At 65.4% G+C, this 22,191-nt stretch carries 23 protein-coding genes; 13 read left to right on the top strand and 10 right to left on the bottom strand.

The features are described from left to right. Positions 1 to 46: 46 nt before the first annotated feature. Both CHB96_RS02100 and yaaA read right to left on the bottom strand, forming a co-directional pair. Complete coding sequence (locus CHB96_RS02100; RefSeq protein ID WP_089242878.1) at positions 47 to 1,270, bottom strand: DUF2786 domain-containing protein; 1,224 nt, start codon at positions 1,268 to 1,270, stop codon at positions 47 to 49. Then, positions 1,267 to 2,010, bottom strand: coding sequence for a peroxide stress protein YaaA (yaaA, locus tag CHB96_RS02095; RefSeq protein WP_089242877.1), 744 nt, complete (start codon positions 2,008 to 2,010; stop codon positions 1,267 to 1,269). The genes CHB96_RS02100 and yaaA overlap by 4 nt, the downstream gene beginning before the upstream one ends. A gap of 48 nt (positions 2,011 to 2,058) precedes the next feature. Between yaaA and CHB96_RS02090 the strand changes: the two genes are divergently transcribed. Continuing rightward, positions 2,059 to 3,810 carry a proline--tRNA ligase gene (locus CHB96_RS02090; protein ID WP_089242876.1) on the top strand — a complete coding sequence of 584 codons (1,752 nt, stop codon included), beginning with the start codon at positions 2,059 to 2,061 and terminating at the stop codon, positions 3,808 to 3,810. A gap of 67 nt (positions 3,811 to 3,877) precedes the next feature. Beyond that, on the top strand, positions 3,878 to 5,590 hold the full coding sequence (locus tag CHB96_RS02085) for an acyl-CoA dehydrogenase family protein (protein ID WP_089242875.1): 1,713 nt from the start codon (positions 3,878 to 3,880) through the stop codon (positions 5,588 to 5,590). On the opposite strand, the gene CHB96_RS02080 is transcribed toward CHB96_RS02085, so the two are convergent. Next, a complete protein-coding gene (locus CHB96_RS02080; RefSeq protein WP_089242874.1) occupies positions 5,587 to 6,183 on the bottom strand; it encodes a TetR/AcrR family transcriptional regulator in 597 nt (198 codons plus the stop codon). The genes CHB96_RS02085 and CHB96_RS02080 overlap by 4 nt on opposite strands. A 144-nt stretch (positions 6,184 to 6,327) precedes the next feature. Here CHB96_RS02080 and CHB96_RS02075 point away from each other — a divergent pair, with 144 nt between their 5' ends. Then, positions 6,328 to 7,821: a DHA2 family efflux MFS transporter permease subunit gene (locus CHB96_RS02075; protein WP_089242873.1), complete on the top strand. Its 1,494-nt coding sequence runs from the start codon at positions 6,328 to 6,330 to the stop codon at positions 7,819 to 7,821. On the opposite strand, the gene CHB96_RS02070 is transcribed toward CHB96_RS02075, so the two are convergent. Both CHB96_RS02070 and CHB96_RS02065 read right to left on the bottom strand, forming a co-directional pair. Further along, positions 7,736 to 8,176 carry a ferritin-like domain-containing protein gene (locus tag CHB96_RS02070; protein WP_089243073.1) on the bottom strand — a complete coding sequence of 147 codons (441 nt, stop codon included), beginning with the start codon at positions 8,174 to 8,176 and terminating at the stop codon, positions 7,736 to 7,738. The two genes, CHB96_RS02075 and CHB96_RS02070, sit on opposite strands and share 86 nt — an antisense overlap. Further along, positions 8,173 to 8,685, bottom strand: coding sequence for a hypothetical protein (locus CHB96_RS02065; RefSeq protein ID WP_089243072.1), 513 nt, complete (start codon positions 8,683 to 8,685; stop codon positions 8,173 to 8,175). The genes CHB96_RS02070 and CHB96_RS02065 overlap by 4 nt, the downstream gene beginning before the upstream one ends. 127 nt (positions 8,686 to 8,812) lie before the next feature. Between CHB96_RS02065 and rimP the strand changes: the two genes are divergently transcribed. The 8 genes from rimP (at position 8,813) to CHB96_RS02025 (ending at position 17,110) form a co-directional block, all read left to right on the top strand. Continuing rightward, the gene (gene rimP, locus CHB96_RS02060) at positions 8,813 to 9,388 is read left to right on the top strand and encodes a ribosome maturation factor RimP (protein ID WP_089242872.1); all 576 of its coding nucleotides are present in this window, start codon (positions 8,813 to 8,815) and stop codon (positions 9,386 to 9,388) included. Beyond that, positions 9,385 to 10,395: a transcription termination factor NusA gene (gene nusA / locus CHB96_RS02055; protein WP_089242871.1), complete on the top strand. Its 1,011-nt coding sequence runs from the start codon at positions 9,385 to 9,387 to the stop codon at positions 10,393 to 10,395. Before rimP ends, nusA begins: the two co-directional genes overlap by 4 nt. 44 nt (positions 10,396 to 10,439) lie before the next feature. Continuing rightward, entirely contained in the window at positions 10,440 to 10,835 is a 396-nt protein-coding gene (locus CHB96_RS02050; RefSeq protein WP_176444073.1) for a DUF448 domain-containing protein, read from the top strand. A gap of 98 nt (positions 10,836 to 10,933) precedes the next feature. Then, the gene (gene infB, locus CHB96_RS02045) at positions 10,934 to 13,867 is read left to right on the top strand and encodes a translation initiation factor IF-2 (protein ID WP_089242870.1); all 2,934 of its coding nucleotides are present in this window, start codon (positions 10,934 to 10,936) and stop codon (positions 13,865 to 13,867) included. 128 nt (positions 13,868 to 13,995) lie between these two features. Further along, entirely contained in the window at positions 13,996 to 14,286 is a 291-nt protein-coding gene (locus CHB96_RS02040; protein ID WP_089242869.1) for a DUF503 domain-containing protein, read from the top strand. A gap of 33 nt (positions 14,287 to 14,319) precedes the next feature. Further along, positions 14,320 to 14,787, top strand: a complete 468-nt coding sequence (rbfA, locus tag CHB96_RS02035; protein ID WP_089242868.1) for a 30S ribosome-binding factor RbfA — start codon at positions 14,320 to 14,322, stop codon at positions 14,785 to 14,787. An 11-nt stretch (positions 14,788 to 14,798) separates the two neighbouring features. After that, the gene (locus tag CHB96_RS02030; RefSeq protein ID WP_089243070.1) at positions 14,799 to 15,788 is read left to right on the top strand and encodes a DHH family phosphoesterase; all 990 of its coding nucleotides are present in this window, start codon (positions 14,799 to 14,801) and stop codon (positions 15,786 to 15,788) included. Beyond that, positions 15,785 to 17,110, top strand: a complete 1,326-nt coding sequence (locus tag CHB96_RS02025; protein ID WP_089242867.1) for an MATE family efflux transporter — start codon at positions 15,785 to 15,787, stop codon at positions 17,108 to 17,110. Before CHB96_RS02030 ends, CHB96_RS02025 begins: the two co-directional genes overlap by 4 nt. Before the next feature lie 3 nt (positions 17,111 to 17,113). Here the strand turns inward: CHB96_RS02025 and CHB96_RS02020 are convergent, their stop codons facing one another. The 5 genes from CHB96_RS02020 to CHB96_RS02000 all read right to left on the bottom strand — a co-directional run bounded on the left by CHB96_RS02020 (position 17,114) and on the right by CHB96_RS02000 (position 20,479). Beyond that, positions 17,114 to 18,187: a sulfate/molybdate ABC transporter ATP-binding protein gene (locus tag CHB96_RS02020; RefSeq protein WP_089242866.1), complete on the bottom strand. Its 1,074-nt coding sequence runs from the start codon at positions 18,185 to 18,187 to the stop codon at positions 17,114 to 17,116. Beyond that, positions 18,184 to 18,993, bottom strand: coding sequence for an ABC transporter permease (locus CHB96_RS02015; RefSeq protein ID WP_089242865.1), 810 nt, complete (start codon positions 18,991 to 18,993; stop codon positions 18,184 to 18,186). Before CHB96_RS02015 ends, CHB96_RS02020 begins: the two co-directional genes overlap by 4 nt. Further along, the gene (gene modA, locus CHB96_RS02010; RefSeq protein ID WP_176444107.1) at positions 18,990 to 19,748 is read right to left on the bottom strand and encodes a molybdate ABC transporter substrate-binding protein; all 759 of its coding nucleotides are present in this window, start codon (positions 19,746 to 19,748) and stop codon (positions 18,990 to 18,992) included. Before modA ends, CHB96_RS02015 begins: the two co-directional genes overlap by 4 nt. 94 nt (positions 19,749 to 19,842) lie before the next feature. Further along, entirely contained in the window at positions 19,843 to 20,241 is a 399-nt protein-coding gene (locus CHB96_RS02005) for a TOBE domain-containing protein (protein ID WP_089242863.1), read from the bottom strand. Positions 20,242 to 20,284: 43 nt separating this feature from the next. After that, positions 20,285 to 20,479, bottom strand: a complete 195-nt coding sequence (locus CHB96_RS02000) for a hypothetical protein (protein WP_089242862.1) — start codon at positions 20,477 to 20,479, stop codon at positions 20,285 to 20,287. 120 nt (positions 20,480 to 20,599) lie between these two features. On the opposite strand from CHB96_RS02000, the gene CHB96_RS01995 reads away from it, so the two are divergent. Next, entirely contained in the window at positions 20,600 to 21,523 is a 924-nt protein-coding gene (locus CHB96_RS01995) for a metallophosphoesterase family protein (RefSeq protein ID WP_089242861.1), read from the top strand. Beyond that, positions 21,520 to 22,185, top strand: coding sequence for a 4'-phosphopantetheinyl transferase Npt (gene npt / locus CHB96_RS01990; RefSeq protein ID WP_089242860.1), 666 nt, complete (start codon positions 21,520 to 21,522; stop codon positions 22,183 to 22,185). Before CHB96_RS01995 ends, npt begins: the two co-directional genes overlap by 4 nt. Positions 22,186 to 22,191 lie beyond the last annotated feature (6 nt).

Raw genomic sequence — 22,191 nt, 5'->3', positions numbered from 1 at the left:
TGCGCCCATTGTGCCTCGAGCCGAAAAGGGGACGTTTGCCGAGAACCTACCGCAGGTCAGCCTCGTTCGCCGCTGCCTGCCCCGATTCCCATCCCTCCGCGTCGAGCCTGGGCCCACGCATGGTCCGCACGCGAGGGAAGAGGCGGTCGAACTCTTCTTCCACTGCGACGGTCTTGGCCGCGAGGATCGGCAGCAGATCACCCGAGTCCTCGGATGCCTCCTCCAGCGCGTGAGCGTCGGCGTCGGCGAGCCGCTCACCGATCCGGACCGCGTAGGCGTAGAGGAAGGCCTTGCCGAACGCTGCCGACGCAGAACCTTTGCGCCGCTTCGCCTTCGGGGAGTGGGACAGCGCACGGGTAGCCTGGATCAACAGTGAGGTGAACAGCAACTCGGCCTGCTCGACGTCGACGGGTGACCCGACGAGCGTCGCAATGGCGAACTCGGGATCCCAGATTGCCTTCACCCGGTTGACCTCGCCGACCACGTGCAGCAGTTGAGCTTTAGGGGGCGCATGCGGATTGTCGATGTGTATCCGGCGGCTGATCACGTCGACATGGCCATCGGTCAACAGCAACGAGTCGATGGAGTACCGCGTCATCAGCTCCTGCGCCTTCGCAGTGAGCGTCTCGGCCTCTTCCTCGAAGTCGGTGGCGTCGGCCTTCGCCAGTAGTCCTCGAATACGGCCCAGCGCTTTGGAATTGGGGGTATCCGCACTCGTGGGCGTCCCGACGACCCGAGCCGTCCGTTTCTTGGGCCACTGCGAGGGAAGCGGTCCGATCTGCGGCCACCGCGGCAACTGCTGCCACTGGCCGAGGAGAGCGAGCACGGCGATCCACTGGTCGCTGGCAGCGATGTAGTCGGACTGTCCGGTCGACTTCAGCAGTGCGGCAAGGAAACTGGGCGACGCATCGATTCGCGATGCGACCTTCGGGTACAGCGCGCAGATCTCCGACAGCTGTTCGACCCAGCTCTCGGGTGCACGGTCGTCGGCATTCGTCAGATCGGACTGGTGCAGGATCACCGCGGCAGCGAGCGACGATACAGCCACGGTCTGCTGGCGTCGCACGATGTGCAGTAGATCGAACGGCTGCCACCCCGCCTCGTACATTGTCGCGATCATGTTGGTCAGTGCGAGCGACCCCAGGGCGAGAGCGTCGGATTCCTCGAGGCCGATCAGGCGGTCGGTGACGTCGTCGACGATCCGTAGGTCTCTGTCACGCCCGAACGACGCGTCGGCTCCCTGGCGCAGCAGTTTCGGTACCGGGTTCATTCGGTCAGCACGATCAGCTCGGTGGGCGAGGCGACCTCGACCCGAAGACCGGACTTCGCCGCGACACGTGCCAGACCCTTCACGTCCTTCGGCTCGGCAGTGGTCAGCGTCAGCGCGCGGGCCAGCAGTCCCTTGTGATGCTTGTTGAAGTGACTCACCACCGAACGCGATCCGTCGGGCTTCTCGGTCAGCACGGTCGCCGTGATCGCACCAGGAACCGGACCGAGTTGCTGATAGGTGCCGGACCGGAGGTCGACGACGATTCCATCGGCTTGGGCGACCAAGGCATCGGTCAATTCCGGCTTCCAGTGCGAGCGAAGGGTGCCGAAGCCGGGGATCTTCGACCCTCCGGACAGGCGGTACGACGGCACGCAGTCGTAGGCACGCACGGCACCGAACAGCGCCGAGCCGATCCACAGACGTGCCGCCGCCCGGGCGCGACCCGCCTTGGTGAACGAGCGCGCATCGAGGGCGTCGTAGAGCACGCCGGTGTAGCGGCTCAACGCCGGCGCGGTCGGCGACGTGAACAGTGCAGTGTTGCGCTCGATCTCGTCGTCCTGCGTAGGTCCGAGACCCAGAGCGATGCGCGACGCGGGCACGTCGTCGGCAAGTTCGACGAGACGCTCCGCGAGTTTCTGACGCAGTGGATTCAGTGCGGGCAGCGACAGGCCATCGAGATCGAGAGGGGATCCGTCGCCGCCGTCGGACTTCGTTTCGGACGGGGGGAGCAGAATCAGCACGGGGAGCAACGTTACCCACCGCGGGAGCACCGACTACTCTCGTACCCCGTGATCACCCGTCTTTCGCAGCTGTTCCTCCGCACTCTCCGCGACGACCCCGCAGACGCCGAAGTCGACAGCCACAAGCTGTTGGTTCGCGCCGGATACGTTCGTCGTATCGCGCCCGGTGTCTACTCCTGGTTGCCGCTGGGTCTGAAGGTGCTGCGGCAGATCGAGAAGGTCGTGCGCGAGGAGATGAACGCGATCGGCGCTCAGGAGATCTCGCTGCCTGCACTGCTGCCGCGTGAGCCCTACGAGGCGACCAACCGGTGGACCGAATACGGCGACGCCTTGTTCCGTCTTCAGGACCGCAAGGGCAACGACATGCTCCTCGGCCCGACGCACGAGGAATTGTTCGCGCTCACGGTCAAGGGTGAGTACAACTCGTACAAGGACCTGCCGGTCACGCTGTACCAGATCCAGACCAAGTACCGCGACGAGGAGCGTCCGCGCGCAGGCATTCTGCGTGGTCGCGAGTTCGTCATGAAGGACTCCTACTCGTTCGATCTCGACGAGGACGGCCTGAAAGCGTCGTACGACGCGCATCGCGAGGCGTACCAGCGCATCTTCGAGCGGCTCGGCGTCAAGTACGTCATCGTCGCCGCGACGTCGGGTGCCATGGGCGGCAGTGCGTCCGAGGAGTTCTTGGCCGAGAGCGACATCGGCGAGGACACGTATGTCCGCTGCCTCGAGTCGGGCTACGCGGCCAACGTCGAAGCAGTCACGACGCCCGCGCCGGATGCCCTGCCGATCGAGGGCCAGCCTGCCGCCGTCGACTACGAGACCGGCGAGACGCCCACCATTGCAACGCTCGTCGAGTGGGCCAACACCGCGGACCTCGGTCGAACGATCACCGGCGCCGACACGCTGAAGAACATTCTGCTGAAGGTTCGAAATGCCGAGGGCGAGTGGGAACTGCTCGCAGTCGGCCTGCCCGGTGACCGTGAGGTCGACGAGAAGCGCCTCGAAGCCGCTCTCGAACCCGCCGAGTACGAACTGCTCACCGACGCGGACTTCGCGGCCAACCCGTTCCTCGTCAAGGGGTACATCGGACCACGCGGTCTGCAGGCGAACGGCGTTCGCTACCTGGTCGATCCGCGCATCGTCGACGGCACGTCGTGGATCACCGGCGCCGACATCAAGGGCAAGCACGTCGTGAACCTCGTCGCAGGCCGTGACTTCACTCCCGACGGCACCATCGAAGCGGCAGTCGTGCGCGACGGTGATCTGTCTCCCGACGGACGCGGCACGCTCGTCACCGCCCGCGGCATCGAGATCGGTCACATCTTCCAGCTCGGCAACAAGTACACCGACGCGTTCTCCGTCGACGTGCTCGGTGAGAACGGCAAGCCCGTTCGCCTCGTCCAGGGTTCGTACGGCGTCGGCGTCTCGCGGCTCGTCGCCGTCGTCGCGGAACAGATGCACGACGACAAGGGCCTGCGGTGGCCGGCGGAGATCGCGCCGTACGACGTGCACCTCGTCATCGCGAACAAGGACGACGCGGCTCGGGAAGGAGCGGAGTCGATCGCGTCGGGACTGAACGCCCACGGCCTCGAGATTCTGTTCGACGACCGTAAGGCGTCCCCGGGTGTGAAGTTCAAGGACTCCGAGCTGCTCGGTATGCCGCTCGTCGTGGTCGTCGGCCGCGGGTGGGCCGACGGCAAGGTCGAGATCCGTGACCGCTTCACCGGTGAGAGTCGCGAGTTGGACAAGGACACCGCTGTCGAGGAGATCGTGAAGACGGTTCGTCCCACCGCGTGATTTCCTACTCGTACTCGGTTACCCGCTGGTAGCTTCGGGGGTAACCGAGTGCGAGAGGTGTAGTGCGGTGGCCGATTTTTCGTTGTTCGATCCGAAGACGTTCGATGGTGCGCAGTTCGACCCTGATACCGCACGTGTGCTGCGTGCGCTGATCGACTGGTTCGAGGACCGTGGCAAGGCCCGGTTGCTCGCCGACGACCTCGATGCGGTCTGGACGGCCGATTTTCTCGAGTTCGTGGCGAAGGAGAAGATCTTCGCGACGTTCTGCACGCCTGCGGCCTACGCGGACGGGGATCCGAACAAGCGTTGGGACGCATTTCGGAACGCACAGCTGAGCGAGATCCTCGGGTTCTACGGATTGTCGTACTGGTACGCGTGGCAGGTCACCGTTCTGGGGCTAGGTCCGATCTGGATGAGCGACAACGATGCCGCGAAACGGCGAGCCGCGGGTCAACTCGATGATGGCGGCGTCATGGCGTTCGGGTTGTCCGAGCGCGAGCACGGTGCCGACGTCTACTCCACCGACATGCTGCTCACGCCTACGGGCGATGGGTTCACCGCGTCGGGGGAGAAGTACTACATCGGCAACGGCAACGTCGCAGGCATGGTCTCGGTGTTCGGCCGTCGAACCGACCTGGAGGGGCCCGAAGCGTACGTGTTCTTCGTCGCGGATTCCTCGCATCCCAACTATGCGTTGCGCGACAACGTCGTTCACGGACAGATGTTCGTCAGTACCTTCGCGCTGGAGAACTATCCCGTCCGCAGCGAAGATATCCTGCACACCGGGGCCGACGCGTTCTCCGCCGCACTGAACACCGTCAACGTCGGCAAGTTCAACCTGTGCACCGGATCGATCGGCATCACCGAACATGCGTTCCACGAGGCGATCACGCACGCGCACAACAGGATTCTCTACGGCAACCGTGTCACCGAATTCCCGCACGTACGAGCAAGTTTCGTGGATGCATACGCGAGGCTGGCGGCGATGAAGCTGTTCAGTGGGCGTGCGGTCGACTACTTCAGGACATCGAGTCTCGACGACCGTCGCTACCTTCTGTTCAATCCGATGACGAAGGCCAAGGTCACGTCCGAGGGTGAAACAGTCGTCCGATTGCTGCACGACGTCATCGCCGCGAAAGGCTACGAGAAGGACACCTACTTCCGCGAAGCCGCCCAGTTGATCGGGACGTTGCCGAAACTCGAAGGGACAGTGCACGTCAACGTCGCGCTGATGCTCAAGTTCATGCCGGCGTACATGTTCACGCCGACGGAGTATCCCGCCGTCGAGACACGTGACGACGCCACCGACGACGCGTTCTTCTTCGCCCAGGGGCCCGCCCGCGGCGCGAGCAAGGTCAGATTCCACGACTGGGCGCCGGTCTACGAGAAGTATTCGCACGTGCCGAATGTCGCGCGGTTCTTCGAGCAGGCGTCGGCGTTCAAGCAGTTCCTCGCCGGCGCCGCGCCCGACGAAGAGCAGGCGAAGGATCTCGACTTCCTGCTGAACGTCGGGCATCTGTTCTCGCTGATCGTCTACGGCCATCTGATTCTCGAGGTCGCAGAGCAGATCTCGACCTCTCTGCTGGACCAGATCTTCGACTTTCAGATTCGCGACTTCTCCGCGTATGCCGTTGCGCTGCACGGCAAACCGTCGTCTACCGAAGCACAACAGCAGTGGGCTCTCGGTGCGATTCGCAAACCCGTCGTCGACGACTCTCGGTTCGACGCCGTGTGGAACGAGGTCGTCGCGTACGACGGTGCCTACGAGATGAAGGCTTAGGGCCTCTCGGCGCGGAGCGCGTCGAGGCTCGGCCCGAAGGAGCAGGACGCGAGTTCGCCGAGGGCTCTGTCGTCGGCATGCTCCGGTGCTTGCATCGCAAGTAGGCAGTTGAGCAACATGCCGTGGGCGATGAAATCTCGTGCCTCGTCGGGCGTGCACCCGGTGCCGTCGCGCAACTGGGTGTAGATGGCACCCATGCCCGCCCGACCCTGCGCCCCGATCTCGGGGGTACTTCCGGCGGTGAAGCCGTGCATCATCACGAGCAGGAGGTTCCTGTCCGTGACCAGAGCGGTGTACGCGCCGCCCAGCGCTGCCCACACGTCGTCGTCCGGGTACGGCTCGTCGCTGTTCAAGACGGCGTCGAACGCGGCCATGATGCCGTCGATGGATCGCTCGAACACGAGCCGGAACAGCTCGATCTTCGTGCCGAACATGCGCACGACGTAGGGCTGCGACACCCCGGCTTCCTTCGCGACGGCGTCGGTGCTCGTGCCGGCGAACCCGCCCTTGGCGAATGCTCGGGTGGCGGCGTCGAGCACCAATTCGCGTCGGTCGGATGCGTCCATGCGGGTGGTCTTCGTCGGTGTCGCCATGTTGACAGGTTATCAGTTGATAACTTAACGTCGAGATGTAAGTAATCATTCGATGCTTACAACATCACACCGTGAGTGGGGAGTTACGGCCGAACGTAACTGTGCACTCACGGGCGGCGAAGCCGCATCAAGGACAGGAACCCCATGGCTACGACGACGTCTCCGCCGAATCCGGCGACCGAGCGCACCATCCCGATCTGGGTCGGGATCGTCGCCGCGTCGCTCCCGATGTTCATGGCAACTCTCGACAACCTCGTGATGACCAGCGCACTGCCGGTGATCCAGGCGGATCTCTCCGCATCCGTCGGTGAACTGCAATGGTTCATGAACGCATACACGCTCAGTTTCGCGACGCTGATGCTGGCTGCCGCGACTCTCGGTGACCGATGGGGGAGAAGGCGCGTCTTCCTCGGCGGGATCGCCGTGTTCACTCTCGCGTCGATCGCATCGGCGCTCGCGACGACACCTGCGATGCTGATCGCGGCCCGCGCGATACAGGGCGCGGGTGCCGCAGCGATCATGCCGCTGTCCCTCACGCTCCTCGCATCGGTCGTGCCCGCGGCCAAACGTCCGCTCGCGATCGGAATCTGGGGCGGTGTCTCCGGGCTCGGAGTTGCGTTGGGTCCGGTCGTCGGAGGCGCTGTCGTCGACGGCTTCGCATGGGAGGGGATCTTCTGGATCAACGTCCCGGTTGCGCTGATCGCCGTCCCGCTCGCGCTGGTCGCGCTGAAGGAATCCTTCGGGCGCAGGCAGCCACTCGACTACGTCGGCGTCCTGTCGGCAGGCGCAAGTGTCTTCCTGCTCGTCTGGGCCGTCGTGCACGGCAACGACGACGGATGGGCGTCGACGTCGGTTCTGCTGTCGTTCGTCGGATCCGCGCTCGCGATGGTCTTGTTCGTGTGGCGGCAGCGCCGTGCGCCGTTCCCGGTCGTTCCGTTGCGACTGTTCCGCTCACGTAGTTTCTCGCTCGCCAACGTCATCGGTCTGACGTTCACCCTCGGCATGTTCGGTGCGGTGTTCCTGCTGTCGCAGTACCTGCAGATCGTCATGGCGTACAGCCCGTTTCAGGCCGGCCTGCGAACTTTGCCTTGGACTGCGGCGCCCATGATCGTGGCACCGCTGGCCGGATTGCTCGCTCCGAGAGTCGGTTTGAGGGCTCTCCTGGTCGCCGGCTTGACGCTGCAGGCCGGATCGCTCGTGTGGATGGCCGCGATTCTCGAGCCCGGGACGTCCTACGTCAGCCTGGTCCCGGCGTTGGCCATGGCAGGAATCGGGATGGGCCTGACGTTCGCGCCGTCGGCTACGGCGGTTCTCACGGATATGGCCGAGGTCGATCACGCCACCGCAAGCAGTACCAACTCGACTATTCGTGAGATCGGTGTCGCTCTCGGTATCGCCGTCCTGACAGCCGTGTTCCTCGGCGCAGGCGGTGCGTTGACACCGACCGGCTACACCGACGCTCTCGCTCCTGCGTTGCTGGTCGGCGCAGGTGCCGTCGCGCTCGGAATCGTGGCCTCGTTGTTCATGCCCGGTCGGTCCCGAGCCGGGCAGGTCAGGGCTGGCCTGGAAACGGAACGGACGACGGAGACACGCCCAGAATCTCCCGCCAATTCGCCAGTCGCAGTGCAGCTTCCGTGAGCGCGGTGATTCCGGTCTCCCTGGTGGGACCGGAATTGCTGCGTTCGATCACCGAACGCCACGCGATCGACGTGTCCACCTCCGCCTGAGCTGCGAGTTGCGCTGCGGTGACCGGATCGGTCACCGCGAACGGGATCGAGTACGCCGGACTCGGGAGCGGTGCGGTGACACTCGCAGCCTTCAATGCGTCGATGGTCGCGTCGCGTCGTGCACGGTGCGCTGCCGCGTTCGCCGCGACCAGATCGGCTCTCGTCGGATTCGAGAACGCGCCGACGACGCCGTAGGCGAACACGGCAGCGTATTCGGCGTTCAATGCGTCCACGAGCGACTGTTGTTCTTCGCCGAGCTGATTCATGCGAGCACCACCGAGATCTGCACCGCGCACGCTGCGCTGATCGACCCGAGCAAGCCTGCGCGGTATCCGGACTCTTCACGTGCCGAGTCCGCCGCTGCTCGCTGGGACTCGCCGAGGAAGCCCTTCAGCTCGTCGAGCGTCGGGGGAGGGGCGGCGGCAGGCGTCGTCGTGGCGGCGGCGCTGGTGGTCTCGCTCGGATCGGTACCCGCGACCCTGTCGATCTCGGCGGTGAGCGACGACGCGTGAGCCTCACGCTCGGACTGCACGACGCCGAGCTGACCGGCCAGGTCGGGAAGTGTGGCGATCGCCGTGGCTGCCGCTGCTGCATCGCGTCGTGCGAGGCGCAGGTGTGCGGTCAGCGTGTCGACGGTGGCAGCGGTGTCGGTGCCGGACGAACATCCGGCAGCCGCGGCAAGACCGACCGTGGACAGAACGACGCCACCGGTCAACCGGAATGCGGTTCGACGAGTGAGCGTGGGAGGAACGGTGAACGTCGGCACGCAGCACATCGTGCCAGGTGCCGTCCGGATCCGGCGAACCCGCAGCTGGTCACGAACGTGTCGAAATGGCGCTAGGCTGTACGTTCGATCCCCGAGCCACAACGCGTCCACAACTGAACGAGGAGTTTGCGTTTTCATGCCTGTTCCGTCCAAGGAGAGGGTCATCGCACTCCTCTCCGATCTGGTGCACGACCGAGGCTTCGAGCTGGAGGACGTGACCGTCGTCTCGGCGGGTAAGCACAGTGCCGTTCGCATCATGGTGGACCGTGACGAAGCAACCGATCTCGATGCGCTTCCTGCGCTGAGCCACGAGATCTCCCAAGTGTTCGATGGTGTTTCGGACTTCGGGGAGGCGCCGTACACCCTCGAGGTCACGACGCCGGGGATCGACCGTCCGTTGACGGAGGAGCGCCATTGGCGACGGGCTCGCGGCCGCAAGGTGCGAGTCGAACTGGGGGACGAGAAGTTCGACGCGCGCGTGGGTGCGTCGGAGGGAGGTTCGGTCACTCTGGTGACGCGGACGAAAGGCGTCCTGGCCACCCGCACAGTCGAGTTCGCTGAGATATCGAAAGCCGTTGTGCAGGTAGAGTTCTCGCGACCGAAAGCGGACGAGATGGAATTGGCGGGTGGAGTGTTCGGCGGTCGGCCGGCTCCCGCCGACAACGACGAGATCGTGAACGTGGATACACCGGAAGAAGGACTGGACAAGTGAATATCGACATTGCAGCATTGCGTGCCATCGAGGCGGACAAGGGCGTCTCGATCGAGACGGTCATCTCGACCATTCAGACTGCGTTGCTGACGGCATACCGTCACACCGAGGGCCATCAGCCGCATGCGTGGATCGACGTCGACCGCAAGTCGGGTTCGGTTCGTGTCATGGCCAAGGAGATCGACGCCGACGGCAACACCATTTCCGAGTGGGACGACACTCCCGAAGGGTTCGGTCGGATCGCCGCGACCACCGCGCGTCAGGTCATCCTTCAGCGTCTGCGCGACGCCGAGCACGAGAAGTCGTTCGGCGAGTACGCGACACACGAGGGGGAGATCGTCGGTGGCGTGATCCAGCGCGATACCCGTGCCAACGCGAAGGGCACGGTGATCGTTCGCATCGGCAGCGACGCCAACGGCGCCGACGGGCTGCTGCCTCCGGCCGAGCAGGTTCCCGGCGAGAACTACGAGCACGGGGAACGCATCAAGTGCTACGTCGTCGGTGTGACGCGAGGTAACCGTGGCCCCCAGATCACGCTGTCGCGAACGCATCCGAATCTCGTGCGCAAGTTGTTCGCACTCGAGGTCCCCGAGATCGCCGACGGCTCGGTCGAGATCGTCGCCGTAGCTCGTGAGTCCGGCCACCGATCGAAGATCGCAGTTCATTCCACCGTCTCCGGACTCAACGCCAAGGGCGCGTGCATCGGGCCCATGGGCCAGCGCGTGCGCAACGTGATGAGCGAACTGGCAGGCGAGAAGATCGACATCATCGATTTCGACGAGGACCCCGCGACGTTCGTCGGTAACGCACTGTCGCCGTCCAAGGTGGTATCGGTCACCGTCGTCGATGCAGCCGCCCGCGCGGCACGCGTCGTGGTTCCCGAATATCAGCTGTCGCTCGCCATCGGCAAGGAAGGACAGAACGCCCGGCTGGCCGCCCGGTTGACCGGGTGGCGCATCGACATCCGCAGTGACGCGGCCGCGGCACCCGAGTCGACCAGCGCATAAGGGTGGAATGCGGAGATCGGGGCAATACAGCGCTAGACTGGTCGATGGTTCGGAACGACCTCTCTGCCCGAGGTCACGAGAGCACCGGTGCGATGCACGAAAATCGGCCGGTGCGCACTTGTGTCGGGTGCAAGGAGCGAGCTCCGGCCTCCGATCTGCTGAGGGTCGTGGTTCGAGATCGAGATTCTTCGGAAGCGGTCGTCGTTCCCGATCCTGATCGCCGGCTTCCCGGGCGTGGTGCGTGGTTGCATCCAGTCCAGGTCTGTCTGGAGAACGCAGAGCGGCGCCGAGCATTCGGTAGAGCGTTGCGCGTGTCGGGAACAGTCGACACGTCGGAGGTTGTTGCCCTCGTCGAGGACAGAACCTCGCTTACGAAACAGGGCGACAGGGCTTTATCCAACAGAGCTTTACCCGTCGAGAAGAACAGGCAACAGCACTGATGAGCACACCGTGAAGCACCAACGATGAACGTCCATCGGAGATAACCCGAGGTCGTGCGAGCCCCAACGCCTCGCTCGGCCTCTCAGTGAGGAGAGCAGTGGCAGGCAAGGCCCGCGTGCACGAGTTGGCCAAAGAACTCGGTGTCACCAGTAAGGAACTACTCGCACGGCTCAAGGAGCAAGGCGAGTTCGTCAAATCAGCATCGTCCACAGTCGAAGCGCCCGTAGCGCGTCGTATCCGTGAGTCGTTCCCGTCCGCGAAGTCGGACGCCCCCGCAGGCAACGGCCGCACCTCGGATGCACCGAAGCCGAGCACGGGCGCCAAGCCCGGTGGACCGCGGCCCGGCCCCAAGCCGGCTCCGCGTCCGACTCCGGCAGCACCCGCAGCAGAGGTCCCGGCTGCTCCAGCAGCACCGGCGGCATCCACACAGGCGCCGACGCCCGAAGCATCGCGCCCGACGCCGACACCGGCACGTCCTGCGCCCGCACGTCCGGCGGCTCCAGCTCCGGCTGCGCCCGCTGCTCCGGCAGCTCCCGCCGCATCGGCAGGGACTCAGGATGCAGCACGTCCCACAGCACCGGCAGGCCCGAAGCCAGGGGCTCCCGGTCCCAAGCCGGGACCGAAGGCGCCTCGTGTCGGAAACAACCCGTACTCGTCCGCTCCGGCGGAACGACCGGCACCCCGTCCGGCTCCCGGTGCTCCGCGCCCGGGTGGCGGTAACCGTCCGGCTCCCGGCCAGGGTGGACCTCGTCCAGCTGCAGGTCAGGGCGGACCTCGCCCGGCTCCGGGCCAGGGTGGACCTCGTCCGGCTGCAGGTCAGGGTGGACCCCGTCCGGCTCCCGGCCAGGGCGGACCTCGCCCCAGCCCCGGCTCCATGCCTCCTCGCCCGAACCCGGGTGCCATGCCGTCGCGTTCGGCACGCCCGGCGCCCGGCCCCGGCGGACGGCCCGGCCGTCCCGGCGGCGCACCGGGCGGTCGTCCCGGTGGCGGCGGCGGTGGATACCGCGGTGGCGGCGCACCCGGAGCGCCCGGCGGCGCTCCCGCAGGTGGAGCTCCCGCAGGTGGTTTCCGCGGACGTCCCGGCGGCGGAGGTCGCCCCGGTCAGCGTGGCGCAGCAGCAGGTGCATTCGGTCGTCCCGGAGGCGCGCCTCGGCGTGGACGTAAGTCGAAGCGGGCGAAACGCGCCGAGTACGAGAGCATGCAGGCTCCCGCAGTCGGCGGCGTCAGGTTGCCCCGTGGCAACGGTGAGACCATCCGTCTCGCTCGCGGCGCATCGCTGTCCGACTTCGCGGACAAGATCGATGCGAACCCGGCTGCACTCGTGCAGGCGCTGTTCAACCTCGGCGAGATGGTGACGGCAACTCAGTCGGTCAACGACGAGACGCTGGAACTGCTCGGCGGCGAGATGAACTACGTCGTCCAGGTCGTCAGCCCCGAGGACGAGGATCGCGAGCTGCTCGACAGCTTCGACCTCACCTACGGCGAGGACGAGGGTGGCGAGGAAGACCTCGAGCAGCGTCCTCCCGTGGTCACGGTCATGGGCCACGTCGACCACGGTAAGACGCGACTGCTCGACTCGATTCGTAACACTGCGGTGCGCGAAGGCGAGGCAGGCGGCATCACGCAGCACATCGGTGCCTACCAGGTGTTGACCGAGCTCGAAGGCAACGAGCGTCTCGTGACGTTCATCGACACCCCGGGTCACGAGGCCTTCACGGCCATGCGTGCCCGTGGTGCCAAGGCCACCGACCTCGCGATCCTGGTCGTCGCTGCCGACGACGGTGTCATGCCGCAGACGGTGGAAGCGATCAACCACGCGCAGGCCGCAGATGTGCCGATCGTGGTCGCGGTCAACAAGATCGACAAGGAAGGCGCGAACCCGGACAAGATCCGGCAGCAGCTCACCGAGTACGGTCTCGTGGCCGAGGAGTACGGCGGCGACACGATGTTCGTCGACATCTCGGCGAAGCAGGGCACCAACATCGACGCGCTGCTCGAAGCAGTGTTGCTGACGGCGGACGCTGCTCTCGACCTGCGTGCCAACCCGGACATGGACGCTCAGGGTGTTGCCATCGAGGCGCACCTCGACCGTGGCCGCGGACCGGTGGCGACCGTGCTCATCCAGCGCGGAACGCTTCGGGTCGGCGACTCCATCGTGGCCGGCGACGCATACGGACGTGTTCGTCGCATGGTCGACGAGCACGGCGAGGACGTCACCGAGGCTCTGCCGTCTCGGCCCGTGCAGGTCATCGGCTTCACGTCGGTGCCCGGTGCAGGCGACAACCTCCTGGTCGTCGACGAGGACCGCATCGCTCGCCAGATCGCCGATCGCCGCAACGCTCGCAAGCGCAACGCGCTCGCAGCGAAGAGTCGTAAGCGCATCAGCCTCGACGATCTCGATGCAGCTCTGAAGGAGACTTCGCAGCTGAACCTGATCCTGAAGGGCGACAACTCGGGAACCGTCGAGGCTCTCGAAGAGGCGCTGCTCGGCATCCAGATCGACGACGAGGTCGAACTGCGTGTAATCGACCGCGGTGTCGGTGGCGTCACGGAGACCAACGTCAACCTGGCGTCGGCATCCAACGCGATCATCATCGGCTTCAACGTTCGCGCGGAGGGCAAGGCCACCGAGCTGGCCAACCGCGAGGGCGTCGACATCCGGTACTACTCGGTGATCTACCAGGCCATCGACGAGATCGAGAAGGCCCTCAAGGGCATGCTCAAGCCGATCTACGAAGAGGTTGCTCTCGGCCAGGCCGAGATCCGCGCAATGTTCCGTTCGTCCAAGGTCGGAAACATCGCCGGTTGCCTCGTCACGTCGGGTACTCTCCGTCGCAATGCCAAGGCGCGACTGCTGCGTGACAACACAGTCGTCGCCGAGACGGTCACGATCTCCTCGCTTCGCCGCGAGAAGGACGACGTCGTCGAGGTACGCGAAGGGTACGAATGTGGTCTGACGGTCACGTACTCGGACATCAAGGTCGGCGATGTCATCGAGGCGTACGAGCTTCGCGAGAAGCCGCGCGACTAGGTTCGCGTAGCTGAGTGGTAGTGGAGCACGGGGAGTAACACTGCACTCGATCGGGCATCCGGCGGCGGTACTTTCGGGTACCGCCGCCGGGTTGTTCGGTCGAACACGATCGATCGAAGGATGGCCGCTTGTATCTGGGTGCTCTCGAGTTGGACGTACTGCTGGGAGACGTTCGTTCACTCGACGAAAAGCGTTCGATGATCGAGCCGGTTCTGGCGGCGCTGAAGAAATTCGGTGTGTCTGCCACCGAAGCGGGCGAGCGGGAACGCATACGCCGTTCGCTGTTCGGCGTCGCTGCGGCGGGATCGGACGTCGACGATCTGCACGACATGCTGGACGAGTGCGAGCGTCACGTCGCAGAGCGGCAGGATCTGGAATTGTTGGCGGTCAGAAGAAGAATTTTCGGCCCCGAGGATTGAGTCGGGGCATAGATTTCAGGAGCGTGAAAGATCATGGTGGATCAAGCGAGAGCTCGTAGGCTCGCAAAGCGGATTGCGTCCATCGTCGCCACGGCGATCGATCATGAGATCAAGGATCCACGACTCGCCTTCGTGACGATCACCGACTGCAAGGTCACCGCAGATCTGCACGACGCGACGGTGTTCTACACGGTGCGCGGCGAGAGTCTCGATGCCGAGCCGGATCTCGCCGCTGCTGCCGCAGGCCTCGAGAAGGCCAAGGGCGTGTTGCGGTCCAAGGTCGGCGCGGGAACGGGCGTGCGGTTCACACCGACATTGACGTTTGCCACCGATACCGTTCCGGACACCGCACGTCACATGGAGGAGCTCCTGGAACGCGCCCGCCAGGCGGACAGCGAAGTCGCTCGCGTGGCGGCGTCGGCCAAGCCTGCCGGTGAAGCCGATCCGTACAAGGCGCCGCGCGAGGCCGCCGAGAGTTCCGAGTCCACCGACCTGGACTGATCGACGTGACGATGACACCCGGCGCTTCGCCGGAGACTGCGGTCGACGACAAGTTCGCGCAGGCGATCTCGCTCCTGGTGGCGGCGAGAACGGTGACGGTGTTGTGCCACGTGCAGCCCGACGCCGACACCATCGGGAGCGGTTTGGCACTGGCGATCGTGTTGAAGCGTCGAGGTGTCGACGTCGAGGTGTCGTTCGCCACGCCGAGCGAACTGCCGGAGTCGATGAACGAGCTCCCCGGTCGCGAGCTGCTCGTGGCTGCGGATTCCGTTCATCGTGACGTCGACCTGGTGGTGTCCGTCGACGCTGGCAGTCGTGGACGGCTCGGTGCTCTCGCCGAATGCCTGGATTCGGCCGATGCCACGCTCGTCATCGATCATCATCGTTCGAATACGCGCTTCGGCACGCTGAACGTCGTCGATCCCGCAGCGGAGTCGACGACGGCCGTCATCGCGCGGCTGCTCGACGCGTGGAACGTCGAGATCGACGTCGATATCGCGCACTGTCTGTTCGCCGGGTTGGTGACCGACACGGGATCGTTCCGCTGGGTCCGACCTGGATCTCACCTACTTGCGGAACGTCTGCTCGCGACGGGAATCGACGGCGCGTCCATCGCGCGGCGTCTCCTCGACAGCCATCCGTTCGGGTGGCTTCCGATGCTCGGCTCCGTGCTCGGATCGGCCACTCTCGTGCCCGACGCCGTCGGCGGGCTCGGGCTCGTCTACGCGGCGATCCTTCGGACGGACTCGGCGGGTCTGCGCTCGGAGGAGATCGAGAGTGTCATCGACATCGTGCGCACCACAGCAGAGGCCGAGGTCGCGGCGGTGCTCAAACAGCAGGATGCCGACGAATGGACCGTGTCCCTTCGAGCGAAGTCGTCGGTGGACGTCTCCGTCGTTGCGGCGGCTCTCGGCGGTGGAGGGCATCGGAACGCGGCGGGATTCACGGCCTACGGAACGAAGGATGCGGTGATCGCAGCCTTGATCGACGCTCTCGGATGACCGACGCGAGCGCCCGAAAGATCCTGAGCCTCGCTCTGCCCGCTCTCGGCGTGCTGGCGGCCGAGCCGCTCTACCTCCTGTTCGACGCGGCCGTCGTCGGTCGGCTGGGAGCCCTCCCACTCGCAGGACTTGCGGTGGGCGGTCTCGTTCTCGCTCAGGTGAGTACCCAGCTGACATTCCTGTCCTACGGGACGACCGCGCGGGCTGCTCGCATGCACGGCGCAGGTCGGGAACGCGACGCGGTCGGAGAGGGAGCACAGGCCACGTGGCTGGCGCTGATTCTCGGCGTGCTGATCGTCGCGGTCATGCAGCTGTGTTGTGCGCCGGTTCTGTCTCTGATCGGCGGCGGTGGCGAGATCGCGGCCGAGGCGACCCTGTGGTTCCGCGTCGCGGTCCTGGGCGTTCCGTTCATCCTGGTGTCGTTGGCAGGCAACGGCTGGATGCGCGGGGTGCAGAACACGACGCGGCCACTGGCGTACGTTCTGACCGGTCTCGGTCTCTCGGCTGTTCTGTGCCCACTTCTCGTACACGGGTTGCTGAGCTTTCCTCGGCTCGGTCTGGTGGGCTCGGCGGTCGCGAACGTCATCGGACAGGTCGTCGCCGGAGTGTTCTTCGTCGCTGCGGTCGTTCGTGCCGATGCCCCACTTCGACCGAATTGGTCGATCATGCGTGCGCAACTCGTACTGGGGCGCGATCTAGTTCTGCGCAGCCTGGCGTTTCAGGCCTGCTTCCTGTCGGCAGCGGCGGTCGCGTCACGATTCGGTGCGGCGTCGGTCGCGGCGAACCAGGTCGTTCTGCACATGTGGAATCTCGTGTCGCTGACGTTGGATTCGCTCGCGATCGCAGCTCAGACTCTGGTCGGTGCGGCACTCGGCCGCGGCGACGGTCGCGGCGCGACGCGACTCGGATGGCGGTTGACGATCTGGTCGACGGTGTTCGCGCTCGCACTCGCCGCGGTGTTCGCAGCAGGCCTACCGGTAATTCCGGACCTGTTCACGTCCGACGCCGACGTCGTTGACCGGATGCAGTCGATCTGGTGGATTTTCGTCGTCGTCATCCCGATCGCCGGGGTGGTGTTCGCACTGGACGGCGTCCTGCTCGGGGCCGGTGACGCCGCCTATTTGCGGACCGCAACGTTGACCTGTGCGCTTGTGGGCTTCCTACCGTCGATCTGGGCCGCACTTGCTTTCGATTGGGGACTGCGCGGCATCTGGGTCGGACTCGGCATCTTCGTCACGTTGCGGATGATCGCGGTCGTCGCTCGAACCCTGTCCGGCAAGTGGGCACTGACCGGCGCCGACATTCAACGTGCGCGGGCCTGACACTCACCTCGACGCGGGATGCAATGCAACCTCGTGGCTCTTGACGACGAAGTAGACCTGCTTGCCTGGTTCGAGGTCCAACTCGGCGACCGCCATCGGGGTGACATCCGCTGCGATCCCCGGCGACCCGTCGGGATTGTCTGCTCCGCGCAGCCGAACGGTCGCGCCGTGCACGTCCATCTCCGCGATCGTCACCGGTAGTACGTTGCGTGGACTGGCGTGCGGCGGCTCCAGGTGCACGGCGACGGCGGCGGGGGAGAAGACCGCCACGGCCGGACCGTCGGCGATGTCACCGTGACCGAAAACCGTTCGGCCCCACGTCGTGTGGAGTGATTCGGAACCGTCGGCGTGCCCGGGCAGAAGGTTGATGCCCGCGATCCGCGCGGCGAACGTGCTGCGAGGTGCTGTCAGCACGTCGGTGGTCGTCCCGCGCTCCACGATCCGGCCCGAGTCCACGACGACGACCGTATCGGCGAGCGCGAGGGCGTCGAGCAGGTCGTGGGTAACGATCAGGGCAGTGCGGCGTTGTTCACGGAGCACCGTGCGGAGGAGGCGTCGGATCGCGGGAGCGGTCCCGACGTCGAGCGCCGACATCGGTTCGTCCAGCAGCAGCACCCGCGGGTCGGCCGCGAGTGCCCGGGCGACGGCGATCCGTTGGGCCTGGCCCCCGGACAACTGGGACGGCCTCCTGTCGGCGAGTTCGAGTGCATCGACAGCGGTCAACCATTCGCGGGCGATCCGGCGTGCATCCCGACGCCCGACTCCTCGGCTACGCGGAGCGAATGCGACGTTCGCCTCCGCCGACAGATGGGGGAACAGCAGTGCTTTCTGAGTCAGGGTGGCGACGCCTCGCGCATGAGCGGGCACGAACTTCCCCGACTCCGTGTCGGTGACGACGTCGGTGCCCAACTTGACTCGTCCCGAGTCGGGTCGCAGCAACCCTGCGACGAGCGAGAGCAATGTCGACTTGCCTGCACCGTTGGGCCCCAGGATCGCCACCACTTCACCGTCGTCGACGTCGAGTTCGAACGTCGCGTCTCGGCTCGTGATCTCCGCTGCCAAGGCTATGGACGTCACAACGCACCTGCCACACGACGGCCACGCGCTGCGACGACGATGATCGCGGCGACGACGATGAGCAGCAACGACAACGCGACCGCCGCATCGGCGTCGGTCTCGCGTTGCAGGTAGATCTCGAGCGGCAACGTCCGCGTGACGCCCTGCAGCGAACCCGCGAACGTGAGAGTGGCTCCGAATTCACCGAGGGCGCGAGCGAAGGCCAGCACCGCTCCCGAGACCAGGCCCGGAAGCACGAGAGGAAGAGTGACACGTCGTAGGACCGTCGTCGGACGAGCACCCAGCGTCGCCGCCACGGTCTCGAAGTCGCGACCCGAAGTACGCAGTGCGCCTTCGAGACTGACGACGAGGAACGGCAGCGAGACGAAGGTCTGCGCAAGCACGACAGCGGTGGTGGAGAACGCGATGCTGATTCCCCACGCTTCCAGGTACTCGCCGAGCAGTCCGAGTCGACCGAACGTGTAGAGCAGCGCGATACCCCCGACGACAGGCGGGAGAACGAGTGGAAGCAGAACGAGTGCGCGGAGAACGCTGAGGCCCGGAAAATCCGTCCGAGCAAGGACGAGGGCCATGGGCACGCCGAAGACGACGCACAGGCATGTGCTCATCGCTGCTGTCTTCAGGCTGAGCAGAAGTGCGGTCTTCGACGCTTCGGACGTGACCAGTGGAACGAAGTTCGGCCAGTCGATCTTCAGCAGAATCGCTACCAGCGGCGCGACGACGAACAGCGCACCGATCGCGGCGGGAACGAAGACCCACGTCGGAACTCCGACGCGGATGTCGTTCCCGCGGCGAGTGGACGTCACGGTGCCGCGAATCCTGCCTCCGCCAATACCCGGCGGCCTTCATCCGATGTCACCAGTGCCTCGAAAGCAGCTGCGGTAGCAGCATTTTCGCTGCTCTTGAGTACCGCGATCGGGTAGGTGTTCACGGCCTCCGCCGATTCGGGGAAGTCGACCGTCGTGACCTGGTCGCCGACTCCGGCAGCGTCGGTCACATAGACCAGCCCGGCGTCCGCCTGGCCGGACGTGACCTTGCCCAGGACGTCGGTCACAGCGGATTCTTCGCTGACCGCGGGAATCGTCGTGCCGGTGGCGTCCTCGACCTTCTTGGTGGCGTTGCCGCACGGGACCTGCGGTGCGCAGATCACCGTCAGCACATCGGGATTCGCCAGATCGGCGAACGACGTGACGTTCTTCGGGTTGCCGGGCGCAGTGACGATGGTCAGCGTGTTGGTGGCGAAGTTCGCCGGATCACCGTCGACCAGGTCGCCGTCGACCGCCTTGGTCATGTTGTTCGTGTCGGCGGACGCGAACACGTCGGCGGGTGCACCCTGGGTGAGCTGCGTGACGAGATCGGACGAGCCCGCGAAGTTGAATTCGACGTCGGTGCCTGGGTTCTCGGCCTCGAACGTCTCGCCCAGTGCGGTGAACGTGGCCTTCAGCGACGCTGCTGCGAAGACGGTGATGTCGCCGGTGACGGCGGAGTCTGTGGACGTCGTCGACGATGCGTCTGCCGAGTCGTCCGAGCTTGCCGTGTCGGAGCTCGAACATCCGGCCATCAGTGCGGCGGACGCTCCCAGCGTGACGAGAGTCGTGAGGGTGCGGTTCACGAAAATGGTTCCTTTCAGGGATCGAACCCGTGGAGTCGGCGACTCAGGGTGCTTCGACGATGACGGTCGTCGCCTTGACCACGGCGACGGCGACCTTGCCGGGCGCGAGATCGAGATTTCGGACCGACTCGGTACTCATCAGCGACACGACCGTGAACGGGCCGCATTGCATCTCGACCTCGCTCATGACGGTGTCCGACGTGACCTTGGTGACCAGGCCGACGAGTCGGTTCCGCGCAGAGCTCTCGGTGCCCGTCGGGTCGGGCGGCGGCGACGCGTGCTCACGGGCGAACGTGGCGAGGTCCGTTCCCTCGACGACTATCCGGCCTGCGTCGTCCTTACTGGAGGCGAGCGTGCCACTGTCGATCCATCGACGAACCGTGTCGTCGCTCACTCCGAGGAGCGCGGCCGCGTCCTTGACGCGGATCCGTGATTGCGGCATGAAGGGAACCCTAGACCAGCAGGTGCGGATATTCCTGCGGGGGTCAGCGGTTTCTGCGGGATACCACCAGTCGCGCGAGGAAGGTCGCAGCGATCAAGGCGACGCCGCACACCACCGCTGTGAGCAGAAATCCGGTGACGAAGTTGTCCGATGCGAGGCCGGCGAGAAATGCGGCCATCACCGTGATGACCATGGCAGCGCGCAGGCCGCTCTTCTCGGATGCGGAGAGGGGTTCCATGCCTCGATTGTCCCATTGGTCCTTCCCGACCCCGGTGGTACGCGGTCGGGAATTCCAGAGCAAGATGGGGCGTTGGAAGTTCTTCGAATCGAGTCTCGCTCCATCGGAAGGACCGCTTAATTGGCAGCCAAGCTGTGGGCCGTGAGTGACATTCACGTCGGACATCGAGGTAACCGTCCCGTGACGGAGGGGATCGAGCCCCGGTCGCCGGAGGATTGGTTGATCGTCGCCGGTGACGTCTCGGAGAAGACCGACGACATCAAGTGGGCGCTCGAACACCTGCGGAGCAAGTTCGCGAAGGTGATCTGGGTGCCCGGCAATCACGAACTGTGGACCACCGCCAAGGACCCGGTACAGATCCACGGAGTCGCTCGATACGAGTACCTCGTCAACCTCTGTCGCGAGATCGACGTCGTCACACCGGAGGATCCCTATCCGGTGTGGGACGGCGAAGGGGGACCGGCGACGCTCGTGCCGATGTTCCTGCTCTACGACTATTCGTTCCTTCCTCGCGGTGCACTCGACAAGGACCACGGGTTGACCATCGCCCGGGACAAGAACGTCGTCGCCACCGACGAGTTCCTGCTGTCACCGCAGCCGTACGCCTCGCGCGACGCGTGGTGTCACGCTCGAATCGACGAAACCCGCGTGCGGTTGGACGCACTCGATCTCACGATCCCGACCGTGCTCATCAATCATTTCCCGCTCGTACGCCAGCCCACGGACGTGCTGTTCTATCCGGAGTTCGCTCTGTGGTGCGGCTCGACGCTGACCGCCGACTGGCACACCCGATACAACGCGGTGTGCTCGGTGTACGGCCATCTGCACATTCCGCGCACCACGTACTACGACGGTGTCCGATTCGAAGAGGTGTCGGTCGGCTACCCACGGGAGTGGCAGCGACGCGGATTGCCGGACAACGTTCTTCGTCAGATACTTCCTGTGCCCGAGTACCCCGCGGGCTCGCTGAACAAGTGGGGAGGCCATTTCCAGGTGACTCCCGAGATGGAAGCAGAAGTCGAGAAGATGAGGTCGCAGCGTTGATCGAGTCCATCCTGCCGAGCGGCGTCGTCGCAGCGGAACTGTACGAGGATCCACCGGGACTCGCACCGCACCCGCTCGAGGCACCGCTGGTGGCCAAGGCGGTCGACAAGCGCAAGCGCGAGTTCACGTCGGCGCGGCACTGCGCGCGCGTCGCGATGGAGAAGCTGGGCGTCGACCCGGCTCCGATCCTGCGTGGGGCGTCGGGGGCGCCTCAGTGGCCGAAAGGCGTCGTCGGGAGCCTCACCCACTGCGACGGGTACCGCGCCGCGGTGCTCGGCTACTCCATGCAGGTGCGATCGGTCGGGATCGACGCGGAACCGCACGGCGCATTGCCGGACGGCGTGCTCGACGCGGTCAGCATCGCCGCCGAGCGTGACTGGCTCGCGTCACTGAGCGACGACGGTACGCACTGGGATCGATTGTTGTTCTGCGCCAAGGAAGCAACGTACAAGGCGTGGGAGCCGTTGACGGGTCGGTGGCTGGGGTTCGAGGACGCGCACATCACGTTCGAGCGAACCGGGCTGGGCGACGACGTCTCCGGCACGTTCCACTCGCGCCTCCTGGTTCCGGGGGACACGACATCGGGGGCACCCTTGGACTCGTTCGACGGCAGATGGCTCGTGTCGGACGGTTTGATCGTCACGGCGATAGCGGTCACCTAGAGGATT

Source organism: Rhodococcoides kyotonense (assembly GCF_900188125.1).
In the GTDB taxonomy this organism is placed as follows: domain Bacteria; phylum Actinomycetota; class Actinomycetes; order Mycobacteriales; family Mycobacteriaceae; genus Rhodococcoides; species Rhodococcoides kyotonense.
The sequence above is the reverse complement of the archived record's forward strand: the minus strand, read 5'-3'. Positions and strand labels throughout refer to the sequence as shown.

Bases quoted from the DNA above. Each gene is read 5' to 3' on its own strand.
- CHB96_RS02100 (WP_089242878.1), bottom strand. From the start codon at position 1,270: ATGAACCCGGTACCGAAACTGCTGCGCCAGGGAGCCGACGCGTCGTTC.
- CHB96_RS02080 (WP_089242874.1), bottom strand. From the start codon at position 6,183: ATGGCGACACCGACGAAGACCACCCGCATGGACGCATCCGACCGACGC.
- CHB96_RS02075 (WP_089242873.1), top strand. From the start codon at position 6,328: ATGGCTACGACGACGTCTCCGCCGAATCCGGCGACCGAGCGCACCATC.
- CHB96_RS02070 (WP_089243073.1), bottom strand. From the start codon at position 8,176: ATGAATCAGCTCGGCGAAGAACAACAGTCGCTCGTGGACGCATTGAAC.
- CHB96_RS02065 (WP_089243072.1), bottom strand. From the start codon at position 8,685: ATGTGCTGCGTGCCGACGTTCACCGTTCCTCCCACGCTCACTCGTCGA.
- rimP (WP_089242872.1), top strand. From the start codon at position 8,813: ATGCCTGTTCCGTCCAAGGAGAGGGTCATCGCACTCCTCTCCGATCTG.
- CHB96_RS02050 (WP_176444073.1), top strand. From the start codon at position 10,440: ATGGTTCGGAACGACCTCTCTGCCCGAGGTCACGAGAGCACCGGTGCG.
- rbfA (WP_089242868.1), top strand. From the start codon at position 14,320: ATGGTGGATCAAGCGAGAGCTCGTAGGCTCGCAAAGCGGATTGCGTCC.
- CHB96_RS02030 (WP_089243070.1), top strand. From the start codon at position 14,799: ATGACACCCGGCGCTTCGCCGGAGACTGCGGTCGACGACAAGTTCGCG.
- CHB96_RS02025 (WP_089242867.1), top strand. From the start codon at position 15,785: ATGACCGACGCGAGCGCCCGAAAGATCCTGAGCCTCGCTCTGCCCGCT.
- modA (WP_176444107.1), bottom strand. From the start codon at position 19,748: ATGGCCGGATGTTCGAGCTCCGACACGGCAAGCTCGGACGACTCGGCA.
- CHB96_RS02005 (WP_089242863.1), bottom strand. From the start codon at position 20,241: ATGCCGCAATCACGGATCCGCGTCAAGGACGCGGCCGCGCTCCTCGGA.
- CHB96_RS02000 (WP_089242862.1), bottom strand. From the start codon at position 20,479: ATGGAACCCCTCTCCGCATCCGAGAAGAGCGGCCTGCGCGCTGCCATG.